Origin of the sequence: Vibrio tasmaniensis (genome assembly GCF_024347635.1) — a bacterium.
Taxonomy (GTDB): domain Bacteria; phylum Pseudomonadota; class Gammaproteobacteria; order Enterobacterales; family Vibrionaceae; genus Vibrio; species Vibrio tasmaniensis.
The window spans coordinates 1,454,087-1,466,131 of record NZ_AP025510.1; the positions used below are offsets into that span (position 1 = coordinate 1,454,087).

Here is a 12,045-nt window from a genome sequence, read left to right on the forward strand (position 1 = left end):
GCGATGAGTAGCGTAGAATTGGGAGGTCATATTCGGACAAGAGCGCGTTGCCAATCACGATTTTATAACCATAGATTGTTTATGCTGCTTGGTGAATGTTGAGCGCTGAGTCGTGAATGCTTAGTAACGAATTTTGAGTTTTGAATTTTTAAGTTTATAGCCGAGTGACAACTACGTTGGTAAAGGAGAGACGATTGGATATTATCGCGGAGTATAAGCCGACCGGACATCGGCATCAGTTGGGTACATTAGATATCGCGCTGCTGTTGAATACCTTAAAGCAACGAGGTGTCGATATTGACAGGCTACTCATGGATGTGGGTTTAGAAACCATGAATTGGCGAGATCCGAATGGAAAGCTGACTTACGCTGATAAACTTACGTTATTTAGCGCGGCTAATCAGAGTTTTCCTCATGATGGTCTAGGGCTTTGGTTGGGAGAGCATGCTAGCTTGAGCCACTTTGGTGTGTTGGGTTATGCGCTATCGACCAGCCAGAATGTTGGAGAGGCCATCAAGTCGGGCTTCAAGTATTTGCGCCTGAACGGGCCTATCTTCTCGGTTAAATTGTTTGTAGATTCCGAGCAAGCAGTGATTCAGATTGAGAACACCTTGGAAGTGGGTGATCTCCTTCCTTTCTGCAGTGAGTACTTCTTAAGTTCAATTGTCTCTTTGTTCAAAGAACTGACTGGTCACGAGTTGGATATACACACTTTGGTTTTGCCTTACGCTCGTCCCAATTACACCAAGCTTTATGACAACCGCTTCCAGTGCCCTGTAGTTTTTGAGCAGAGCCATTGTGAACTGCGTTTTGATGTCTCGGTTTTATCACAAACCTTATTAACTCATGATGCCGCGACACTGAAGCGCTATCTCGCGTCTTGCCAGTCGATAGTGGAAACGCTGGACTCGGAACATCTACTGACTAACCAGATCAAAACGATTTTTTATCAAACCGCAGGCAGTTTCCCAAATATTGAACAGTTAGCTGATGAGTTCGGTTGCAGTTCTCGTACCCTAAGACGAGAACTGGCAACCCATGATTCCAGTTATCAAGTATTGCTTACCGAAGTTCGAGTTGAACTAGCCAAAGAACTGTTACTCGGCACAACCATGAGCATTGATGATATTGGTGAAAGGCTCGGTTATAGCGACCCTGCAAACTTCAGAAGGGCGTTTAAAGGTTGGCTCAATAAAACGCCCGCGCAGTTTCGTGGCAGCTTGAGTGCTTCTGGGTAACTGGCTCGATGTGCGTATAACGGTATTTCGTGGAAAAGTGGAGGTTGTGAGCAACAAGAAGTGAATATGGACGCAGCTTAGATCTATAAGCTCAAATTTCGCGATTGTTCTGTAATTTGTTCTTGTTCAGTAAACAGAAACCTCAAAAACAGGTATGATAGTGCCGTTTTTAATCCTGAACTGGGAAAGTCATGGCAAAGTTAACACTCCAAGAGCAGATGCTTAAAGCTGGCTTGGTAAATGAGAAAAAATTAAAGAAGGCGAAGAAAGGCTCTAAAAAGTCTCGCGTTCAGTCTCGTGAAGCAAAAGCGGCAGCTGAAGAAACTAAACTGGCGCAGCAAGCGAAAGACAAAGAGCTAAACCAACAGTTGAAAGAACAGCAGTTGAGCAAAGAAATTAAAGCTCAAGTGAAGCAACTGATTGAGATGAACAAGATCGAGCAGAAAAACGGTGAGATCAAATACAACTTCACCGACGGTACGCTAGTTAAATACCTTTACGTAGAAGAGCTGACTCAAAAGCAATTAAGTAAAGGCATTCTAAGTATTGCGCGTCAAGGCGAGAGCTATGTTGTTATTCCGACAGCAGTAGCGAACAAGATTGCTATGCGCGACGAAGAATCTATCGTTGATACGCAAGCTTCAAGCTCTGATGAAGTGGACGAAGATGACCCGTACAAAGACTTCGTGATCCCAGATGATCTAATGTGGTAATCGGTTTTATCTAGCTCTAGTCAAATGGCGAGCTAAGTAAATCCAGATACCCAGCTTTATTGACAGGGTCTAAGTTTACAGGTTCTAAAAATGCAGCGAACAATCACTTGATTGTCGCTGCATTTTTTATATATGAGCTGTGAGTTTTCTAGAGACTAAATGGCCAACTAGTTGAATGACCCCTAGCTCAATAACTAAATAATTAGTTAAATTACGATTGAAGCGATCAGGCGTCACCGGGCTTCTCACGTTTGCTGTTCCAACCCATAAAGTTGTAAAGGTTGTAACGAGCAAAGCCCAATTGTTCATGCAGTGCAAAGTCTGTAACTGCGAAGTTGTACCATAATGGTAACCATGAAATCTGGGCAGCCATGTAGTCGGCTCGAACTGGAACGACGTTTAATCCAAAATGATTAAAGTAGAGTTCACTACGACGAATATGCAGCCCAGATGAAACAAGAACAATGTTGTCGAACTGGTGATGCTTCGTTAGATCACTGGTGAGCTGCGCATTTTTCCAAGTGTTGACACTATTCGGTTCTTGGATGATGTCGGCTAGTGGAACGCCGAGTCTAAGCAACTGCTGTTGATAAACTTCCGCTTCGGTTACACCATTATTTTGTGCATCTCCACCACTAACGATCACTTTGCATATCGTTTGAGCCTTCGAACAGTTTTTATATTGGCTTGCCGTTTCACTGATGCGACCAAACGAGAAAAAGGTCGGCTCAAATTCTTGTGTACTTACGATGAGTTGAGTACCAGCACCAAGTAAGACAATGGCATTGTGAGAGGTCCACTGAGTGTCAGGTTTTCGCTCATAATTGGCTTGCAAGTCGTTTAGTAGATAGCGAGGAATTAAACCAGAACCAATCAACATAAATAAAGAGATAAGAAGAAGTTTGATAAAGCTAGAGGTTTTTCGCCACTGAAGTAAACGTGCAACGCCAACGAATATCAGAAGAAGTAATAATATAATAAAGCTCATGAAGGTCCTGTTATCGAACGGGTGTCGGAATGATGGGCATGTTTGAAGCGTCGCATCATATATCAGTTTTACTGATATTTAACAGTCAACCTATTGCACCATTGAACAAATATGGTGTTTTGCGTTATAGAATGTGGATGTTTGTAAAGTAATAAACAAAAACGCTTTATTATTGTTCGTTTATTGATGTCTAAATATAGGCTTGAAAATAATAAGGACATTTACATCTTGTTCATCTTTTATTCTATGGGTACGAGGTTCTTCTATTAATTTTAATCGAATATTGAAAACCTTGTTCTATGCTATTAAACAAAACAAAACAAATAAACAAGCAATAAAAAACCGATGCATGTGCATCGGTTTTTTGTTTAACGAGACTCAAGTTACTGAATCAATCGAACCCATTAAGCGTTCGCTTGTTCCAAATCTTGCTGCTTGTCCTTTTTACTCAATAGGCGGCTTGTGATTGTACCGGCTGTCATTGCGCCAGACACGTTAAGCGCTGTACGTGCCATATCGATAAGTGGCTCGATAGAGATAAGCAGTGCTGCGATAGTCACAGGAAGACCCATCGCGGGTAGTACGATAAGTGCCGCGAACGTTGCACCGCCACCCACACCAGCAATACCGAAAGAGCTCACTGTGATAATCGCAATCAGAGACAGAATGAAGTTGATGTCCATTGGGTCGATGCCTACTGTTGGCGCAACCATGACTGCTAGCATTGCAGGGTAGATACCCGCACAGCCATTTTGACCAATTGTTGCACCGAAAGATGCAGACAGGTTTGCAATCGCTGGTGGCACGTTTAGCTTAGTGATTTGAGCTTCAACGTTCAGTGGAATCGTTGCTGCAGAACTACGTGACGTGAAAGCGAACGTTAGAACAGGCCAGATTTTTTGGAAGTACTCTTTCGGGTTTACACCAACAAAAGAAACCAACACACCGTGAACGACGAACATCAGGATAATAGCGACGTAAGAAGCAACGATGAACCCCAGTAGACTTAGGATGTCAGAAGCACTTGATGTTGCGACTACTTTCGCCATTAACGCAGCGATGCCGTATGGCGTGAGTGCCATGATCATCTTAACTAAGCGCATAACGATAGATTGAGCCGCTTCAACGAACGTACGGATTGGAGATTCTAATTCTTCTTTCTCTGCCATCACCTTACGAGCAGCAATACCCGTTAGCACGCCAAAGATAACTACCGCGATGATAGAGGTAGAGCGAGCGCCCGTTAGGTCTGCAAATGGGTTGGTCGGAATGAAACTAACCAGCATTTGTGGAATTGTTAGGTCTGAAACACTTCCCATGCGGCTTTCTAGCGTCGCGATACGTGCTGTTTCGCGAGCGCCTTCTGTTAAACCTTCAGCCGACAAGCCGAATGCTTGAGTTACAACAATACCAACAATCGCAGAAATTGCCGTTGTTGCTAGCAATACCGAAATGGTGATGCCAGAAATCTTACCTAGTGAACCGCCTTTCTCAAGCTTCACTACTGCCGCAATCATTGAAACTAACACTAATGGCATGATGACCATTTTTAGTAGGCCAACGTAACCACGACCAACAATGTTTACCCAGTCGAGCGTCTCTTTGATAACAGGATTGCCTTCACCAAATAGCAGTTGAAGACCAAGGCCAAAAGCACTACCGAAAACTAAACCGAGTAAAACGAGGCGTGAAAGCGTGTTTTCTTTTTTCTGCTGTCCGTAGAGAAAAAAGAGGATACCAGTGAATACCGCTAAGGCAGCGATAGCTGAAAATGACATTGTTTTTCCTTATGAATAAACTTGAATCGATAGGGCGATTAGATATATGGGCGTAAATACTGTTAGCTAAAATAGCGACCTGTAACCAAACGTAAAATAAGGAAAAGTAATTTATTAGAACGATTAGTAATATCCACCCAATGGGTTGGATGGATATTCAACATTGTGGTGAATAGATAGACGTTTTAACGATATTTCGCTATTAAATTAAGCATGTCAGTTGAGGTGTAAATTTCGATACTTTGGAAATTATTTTCGAACAATCGGAATAATATTGCTTTAGCTACATCTTCCGATTGGATAGGGCGTAGGTTTTTGAATTTTCCAAACATTAACGGAGATATTAAAGGGAAGACGCTTTGCAGGAGTTTTTCATCAGCTCTTGGTTCATCCCGTTCACCAACCAGCGGCCCCGGACGAGCGATGAAAAGCTGCTTGAAGCCAATACGTTTTAGGTTTTGCTCCATTTGCCCCTTACAGCGCAGGTAGTGTGAATAGGAGTCTGGCGAAGCGCCATAGCTAGAAACGACTGCGACACGTTGAACTCCAAGGAATTTCATCGACTGTGCCACTTGGCTAACCAGTTCTACATCGATCTTTCGCAGCGCTTCTTTTGAACCTGCTTTTTTCTTGGTTGTGCCTAAGCAGATAATACCTAAGTTGGGTGTCGCTTTGGTGTCATCCCAGCTCGTTACTTGTAGATCGTTGTGGATGAGTGTATCGAGTTTGCCGGAGTGAAATTGCTCACCTAATGCTCTTCGTGACAAAGCATAGATGTGTTCGACAGCGGGCTCGTTAATGAGCAGCCTCAGGACATGATGGCCAATTAGTCCTGTCGCACCAGCTATAACAACCGATGTTTTATCTCCATAAATACTCATTCTATTCCTTACTCGCTCTACAAGTGCTTGTTTAATATAAACAGTGTTTGAATTTTAAGCGAACAAAAGTTTTATGAATGAGCGTTAGGATGATGGGGATTCGATGATGGACTTTTACACGGAAGGTATATGCTTTGTTAGGTAAACCTCTATTAAGGTGTTAAAGGTAACAAAGCCCGCTGGGCGACGGGCTTTGTTACTTACTTTGCTGCTTTGCTACTTTGTTGTCTTAATTGCTTGTTACCGATTAGGTGAAGGAGAGTGGGATTTTCCTTACCTTTTTACTGGTTTTCTTACTCGATTTATTTGGTTTTCTTTTACTTGAGTTTGGAATCATTACACCTCCTAAATCATTGCTTGTCTTTGTCTTTCAATCGATTGTTTTCTTTTATTTTAACTGCGGTGTGGGTATTCACAGTATGGGTACTTATCAATGGAGAGATTAACAAGTACTTTAGATAAAGCATAAACGATGCCAAAGTGTAAGTTATTGATAAATCTATTATCAGGATTGTAGGTGTTTCGGGTTCGTCAATTTGACTGTCAATTTGAGAAAATACCGGTGTGATCTGTTTAAATTAAGAACACTCTCTACCGTTTCTGTTGATTAGGCATAGATACAGCATTGCTTAACACGTAAACTGAGTCGTAATTCACATAGACCAAGGACGTGCTATGAACCTCAAACTTGATACTCTTGCTCCCACTCAGATTTATCACCTGATGACACAAACCGTTGTGCCTCGCCCGATAGCGTGGGCATTAACGGAATCTTCCGACCAAGAGTACAACCTAGCGCCTTTCTCTTATTTCACGCCTGTTTCCAGCAATCCGCCGCTACTGATGTTATCAGTTGGGAAAAAGCCGTCGGGCGAAATCAAAGATACCACTCGTAACGCCCTTGAAACGGGTAAGTTGGTCATTCATATCGCGTCAGCAAGTTCTGCCGAGGTGATGACAGCGACAGCAGCTACACTCGATCACGGTGATTCTGAAGTATCCGCGAATAATATTGAGCTGGTTGAATTTGAAGGCTTTTCTTTACCGAGAGTGAAAGAGTGTGCGGTTGCTTTTGGCTGCAACTTGTATGAAGTAAAAGAAGTGGGAGAGGTGCCTCAAAGCCTTATCTTTGCTCAAGTAGAAACCGTGTACATTTCCGAAGATGTGATTGATAAAGAGAGTGAACGTCTTAAGATTGATGCGTTGGCATTGGACCCTTTATCTCGACTTGGTGGCGGTGAATACGCGACGCTTTCCAATGTATTCTCTGTTGCACGCCCTAAATAGTGTTATCGATTTAGCTTAAGCAGAATCGCAGCCCTAGAAATCCATTACCTTAAATTTAAGTGTTCCTAAACTTATGTTAGATACCCAATACTCGCAGTACATCCAACACCGCATTGACCAAAAAACCAAGCCACTTGGTGCGCTTGGCTTACTAGAAAAAGTCGCGCATCAACTGGCATTAATTCACAGCCAAGGCAAAGAAGCTGCGGTTGAGCACATCGAATTGAATAAGCCACGTATCATCATTTTTGCTGGCGACCATGGCATAGCAGATGAAGGTGTCAGTATTGCTCCAAGTGCCGTGACACAACAGATGGTGTTGAACTTCTTGAGCGGTGGTGCGGCGATAAATTGCTTCTGTGCGGTGAATAATATTGATATTACAGTAGTCGACACGGGGATATTGTTGCCTGTGGAATCTGACAGTGACATGTTTATCTCTCAGCGTTTAGGTACACGAACCAATAACTTTGCCAATGAAGCGGCAATGAGCCTCGAAACGGTTGAACGAGGGATTGAACTGGGTACAGAACTAATTTCTAGAACCATTTCGAATGGCACGAATATCATCATGTTTGGTGAAATGGGTATCGGTAATACTAGCAGCGCATCAGCGATTTTAAGTGCGTTATCGAATCGGTCTGCAGATGAGTGTGTCGGCCTAGGCACTGGTATCAACAATGAACAGCTTGCACGGAAAGTGGCTGTGGTTGAGCAAGGTGTTGCTCGTTGTAAAGGTTTAGAGCTTAAAGAAGTTAAAGAGCTTACAGATCTTAAAGATATCAAAGATGTACTAGCTCAAGTGGGCGGTTATGAGATTGTTCAAATGGTGGGTGGGTTCCTTGGCTCTTATCAAAACAGAACACCAGTATTGGTCGATGGTTTTATCGTGTCGGTTGCGGCGTATGTCGCGACTTTAATTGAACCGAATTGCCGTGATTATATGATTTTTGCTCATCGCTCTGAAGAGTCTGGTCACAAAATTCTATTAGAGCTGCTAGACGCTGAGCCACTGCTCGATCTTGGATTGAGATTAGGCGAGGGCACAGGTGCTGCGCTAGCTATGCCAATAATTCGTGCGGCAGCCGAGTTCTATAACAACATGGCGAGTTTTGAGAGTGCTGGAGTCACGGTTTAATGAGTGATGCACTAGAAAGATCGTTGAAAGATAGCATCACATACCAATGGGAACTTTTTTCGTTGGCGATGGGTTTCTTTTCTCGTTTACCGATGCCGAAGAATACGCCTTATTCAGAAGAGCGAATGAATCGTTCGGGTCGCTACTTTTCAACGGTTGGTTTATTACTTGGTGTTTTGTGTGGCGGTGTGTTGTTGCTACTCGATGCCATACTGCCGAGTGCAGTGGCCATTTTTTCAATGATGAGTTTTAGTTTGATGTTAACCGGTGCTTTTCATGAAGATGGCTTAACCGATATGGCCGATGGTATTGGCGGCGGCATGACCTTAGAACGCCGCTTGACCATTATGAAAGACAGTCGAATTGGTACTTATGGCGCATCTGCACTGGTTATGGCTCTACTTGGCAAGTGGGTGCTGTTGAATGAGCTGGTCAACATGACAGCCTTGTTTATGGTTATCGTTACCAGTTATACCTTTAGCCGTGCGATTGCGGCTTCCCTTATCTACGACATGCCTTATGTTAGTGATTTGGATACCAGTAAAAGTAAGCCATTGGCCAATAAGCAAACTAAGGGCGAACTTGTCTTTTTATTGCTTGTGGGCGTTCTGCCTAGCCTGTGGTTTGGTCTTGAGCTCGCTTTGGTTTTATCTGTCGTCGCCTATCTGTTTAGATTAGGTTTCAAAAAATGGTTAATGGCACGAATTGGTGGCTTTACTGGCGACTGTTTGGGGGCGGCTCAACAGTTGATGGAGTTACTGATTTACCTTGTGTTCATTACTGCTTTTTACAATGGTTTTTTATAACGGGTTCCTATGACAAACACGAATCAAGCTAATCAAATTAATCAAGTAAGTCAGCGAAATAGCCATCTGGTATTGGGTGGAGCTCGTTCTGGTAAGTCTAGTTTTGCAGAACAACAGGCATTGTGTGCGCTTGAAGGATGTTCAAATGGACGTCTCAACTATATTGCGACGGCCACTTATTTGGACGACGAAATGCGTGAGAGAATTGTGCACCATAAACAACGTCGTGGTGAGCTGTGGATTGAGCATGAAGCCCCTGTTGAATTAGCCGAAAAACTGCTGTCTTTTGGTCAAAACGATGTGGTGTTGATTGACTGCCTAACTTTGTGGTTGAACAACATTATTTTTGAGTTGGGTGATGATGCGACCAATGAACAGGTTGAGGCCGTGGTTGAAGTTTTAGTGAAAAGCGTAGAGCAAAGCCCAGCGCAAATTATCATGGTGTCTAACGAAGTCGGTTTAGGTGTGGTGCCGCTAGGTAAAGTGTCGCGCCTATTTGTCGACAATGCGGGTCGCATGAACCAAGCGCTAGCTCGCGTAGTTGAACGCGTTACGCTGGTTGCTGCAGGATTACCATTGAGCTTAAAACCGTCGAGCTATTTGACTCAAAGCTCGACTCATAATTAGATTGGTATCAAAGGTTAGTTGAACAAATGGAAAATGGAACAACCAAAAACATCTATCTACTAAGACATGGCAAAGTCGAAGGCGAAGCGGCACTTAATGGTTTATCCGATGTGTTGGTTAACCCTGATCTTCAAGATCGGATATGTGGGGCATTAGCTAACTACGATGTGCCTTTCGATGGCGTCATTACTTCACCTTTGAAGCGATGCAGCGATCTCGCAAACAGATACGCACAGCGAATGTCTATGCCTTTATCTGTCGAAGTAGACTTTCAGGAAATGAACTTCGGTGACGTAGATGGTGTCCCATTTGATGAGCTTGAAGACAAGTGGGGAATGTTAGAAACCTTTTGGAAAGACCCTGCTAATCATCAATTAACTGGCGCAGAAAGTTTACAGAGCTTCCACGACAGAGTAACTCAAGCTTGGTCGCAACTTTTGGACGATCCAAGTGACAATTTATTATTGGTTACTCATGGTGGTGTGATTCGCATATTGTTAGCGCATTGCCTTGATATCGATTGGGAAAATCCGAGTTTGTACTCGAAGCTATCGATAGAAAACGCGTCGATAACTCATATTCAAATCACTCAGTTTGCGCAGAGCTTTATTAGCGTAAAATCAATAGGGTTACCTGTTCTCTGAGCGCTTAGAAAACACACTTTTAAGAATCAATAATCTATTAGACCTGCTAGATAGAAATAGAAACAGAAATAAAAATCGAAATATAAAGCGGCGTTCACAGCCGTTATACCAGATTGGTATTACTACCTACGTGAAAGGAATTTAGTCATGACAACACCGAGTTGGGATCTAAGCATTGCTTATTGCGATCTTGATGATGCAAAAATCGAACAGGATATTGAACTCATCCAACAGTGCATTGAGCTGTTGTACCTACACGTTGAAAAGCGTCATATTATTCTAGCGATGCAAAACGCCATTCAAACATCTGAAGCGGCAGGCACGTTACTGAGCACGATCAACACCTTCGCTAATTGCCACGCATCGGTCGATGCGACACACACAGAAGCCAAAGCACTGCTTGGTCGAGTTGCGAAACTGAACTCTGAAATGTCTCAAGCGTTCAGCCCTTACGAAGACACGCTAATCCACGCAGAACCAGAATTTATTGATGCCGTATTAGAGCATGAGAGTGCAGATGTTGCGGGGCAACGTTTTGCTATCGAAAGCTCACGTAAATTAGCAAGTAGCCGACTCAGTGTGGCTGAAGAGCAGTTATTAGCCGCCATGAAAGTGGATGGCCGTGATGGATGGGGACGTTTGTACGATAACTTAACCGGCTCTTTAAAACTGTCGCTAAAGCTGCACGGTGAAGACGAAGCGCTAGGTTTTTCACAAGCTGCGAGCTTGTTGTACGGCAGCGAATTCGACAAACAAGAACCGGCATGGCGCGCAGTCCAAGGCGCAATGAAGACGCACCAAGAGTCTTTTGCTTCAATTCTAAATGCGCTTGCGGGGTGGCGACTGACAGAGAACAAAAAGCGCTCGAAAATAAGCGACGTGCATTTCCTTGATCCAAGCCTACACGCCAGCCGCATCGTACCTGAAACGCTAGACACCATGATGTCGGTAGCAAAGGCAAATCGCGAAGTAGGCCAGAAAGCAGGTCTGTTAATGGCAAGAGTTCACGGGCTCGATGAAATGAAGCCTTGGAACCATTTAGCCGCGATGCCTCCGCTGGGTGACAGCGAATCTAAGGTTTACCCATTCGATGAAGCGATCGAAGTGATTAAAACCGCCTTCGCTGAAGTCAATCCAGAGATGGCTGATTTTGTTGCATTAATGGTTGAGAACGGTTGGGTTGATGCCGCTCCAGCAGCCAACAAACGTCTAGGTGCGTACTGCACCAAGTTCGCTGCGACACGCACACCTCTTGTGTTCATGACATGGAGCGGTAGCCGCTCAGACTTAATGACATTGGCACACGAACTAGGCCATGCGTTCCATAACTGGGTGATGAAAGACATGCCTTTGTGTCAGACGCGCTACCCAATGACGCTAGCAGAAACCGCTTCAATCTTTGCTGAAAACATCGTTCGTGACCACTTGTTAAAACAAGCACAAACACGCAATGAGAAACTTGAAATGCTGTGGGAAGAGCTTTCTTCTTCACTGGCTTTGATGGTAAACATTCCAGTACGTTTCGAGTTTGAGAAAGCCTTCTATGAGCAGCGTGAAAAAGGTGAGCTAACGGCTCAGCAGCTGTGTGACTTGATGGAAACCACTTGGAAGGAGTGGTATGGCGATGCAATGACAGAAGCCGACCCTTACTTCTGGGCAAGCAAACTGCACTTCAGCATCTCTCAAGTGAGCTTCTACAACTACCCATACCTGTTCGGTTACCTGTTCAGTAAAGGTGTTTACGCTCAGCGCGATGCTAAGGGCGAACAATTCTACGGTGATTACGTTTCCTTGCTTCGTGATACGGGCAGCATGATGGCGGAAGAAGTCGTTCAAAAACACTTGGGAATGGACCTGACTCAAGCTGACTTTTGGCAACAAAGCATCGACATGGTCAAAGTTCAAATCGATGAATTTGAAAGATTGCTCGATCAGGAAGATTAAT

At 43.8% G+C, this 12,045-nt stretch carries 11 protein-coding genes; 8 read left to right on the forward strand and 3 right to left on the reverse strand.

Annotated elements, in window-relative coordinates:
- The first annotated feature begins 194 nt into the window (after positions 1–194).
- A complete protein-coding gene (locus tag OCV44_RS06645) occupies positions 195–1,238 on the forward strand; it encodes an AraC family transcriptional regulator (RefSeq protein ID WP_139684038.1) in 1,044 nt (347 codons plus the stop codon).
- Positions 1,239–1,429: 191 nt separating this feature from the next.
- Positions 1,430–1,951 (forward strand): DUF2058 domain-containing protein, encoded by a 522-nt coding sequence (locus OCV44_RS06650; protein ID WP_012604134.1) that lies wholly within the window; start codon positions 1,430–1,432, stop codon positions 1,949–1,951.
- A 226-nt stretch (positions 1,952–2,177) separates the two neighbouring features.
- Here the strand turns inward: OCV44_RS06650 and OCV44_RS06655 are convergent, their stop codons facing one another.
- From OCV44_RS06655 to OCV44_RS06665, 3 genes are all read right to left on the reverse strand, one after another.
- Positions 2,178–2,939: a YdcF family protein gene (locus tag OCV44_RS06655; RefSeq protein ID WP_139684037.1), complete on the reverse strand. Its 762-nt coding sequence runs from the start codon at positions 2,937–2,939 to the stop codon at positions 2,178–2,180.
- Positions 2,940–3,343: 404 nt separating this feature from the next.
- On the reverse strand, positions 3,344–4,717 hold the full coding sequence (locus OCV44_RS06660; RefSeq protein WP_086049272.1) for an L-cystine transporter: 1,374 nt from the start codon (positions 4,715–4,717) through the stop codon (positions 3,344–3,346).
- Between the two features lie 185 nt (positions 4,718–4,902).
- Positions 4,903–5,598 carry an NAD-dependent epimerase/dehydratase family protein gene (locus tag OCV44_RS06665; RefSeq protein WP_139684036.1) on the reverse strand — a complete coding sequence of 232 codons (696 nt, stop codon included), beginning with the start codon at positions 5,596–5,598 and terminating at the stop codon, positions 4,903–4,905.
- A 675-nt stretch (positions 5,599–6,273) separates the two neighbouring features.
- On the opposite strand from OCV44_RS06665, the gene OCV44_RS06670 reads away from it, so the two are divergent.
- The 6 genes from OCV44_RS06670 (at position 6,274) to OCV44_RS06695 (ending at position 12,044) form a co-directional block, all read left to right on the forward strand.
- Complete coding sequence (locus OCV44_RS06670) at positions 6,274–6,885, forward strand: flavin reductase family protein (RefSeq protein WP_139684035.1); 612 nt, start codon at positions 6,274–6,276, stop codon at positions 6,883–6,885.
- Positions 6,886–6,958: 73 nt separating this feature from the next.
- Positions 6,959–8,023 carry a nicotinate-nucleotide--dimethylbenzimidazole phosphoribosyltransferase gene (cobT, locus tag OCV44_RS06675; protein ID WP_139684034.1) on the forward strand — a complete coding sequence of 355 codons (1,065 nt, stop codon included), beginning with the start codon at positions 6,959–6,961 and terminating at the stop codon, positions 8,021–8,023.
- Entirely contained in the window at positions 8,023–8,829 is an 807-nt protein-coding gene (locus OCV44_RS06680) for an adenosylcobinamide-GDP ribazoletransferase (RefSeq protein WP_139684033.1), read from the forward strand. Before cobT ends, OCV44_RS06680 begins: the two co-directional genes overlap by 1 nt.
- Positions 8,830–8,838: 9 nt before the next feature.
- On the forward strand, positions 8,839–9,456 hold the full coding sequence (gene cobU, locus OCV44_RS06685; protein ID WP_139684032.1) for a bifunctional adenosylcobinamide kinase/adenosylcobinamide-phosphate guanylyltransferase: 618 nt from the start codon (positions 8,839–8,841) through the stop codon (positions 9,454–9,456).
- Between the two features lie 26 nt (positions 9,457–9,482).
- The gene (locus OCV44_RS06690; protein WP_139684031.1) at positions 9,483–10,100 is read left to right on the forward strand and encodes a histidine phosphatase family protein; all 618 of its coding nucleotides are present in this window, start codon (positions 9,483–9,485) and stop codon (positions 10,098–10,100) included.
- Between the two features lie 147 nt (positions 10,101–10,247).
- Positions 10,248–12,044, forward strand: a complete 1,797-nt coding sequence (locus tag OCV44_RS06695) for a M3 family oligoendopeptidase (protein WP_139684030.1) — start codon at positions 10,248–10,250, stop codon at positions 12,042–12,044.
- Position 12,045: the final 1 nt, after the last annotated feature.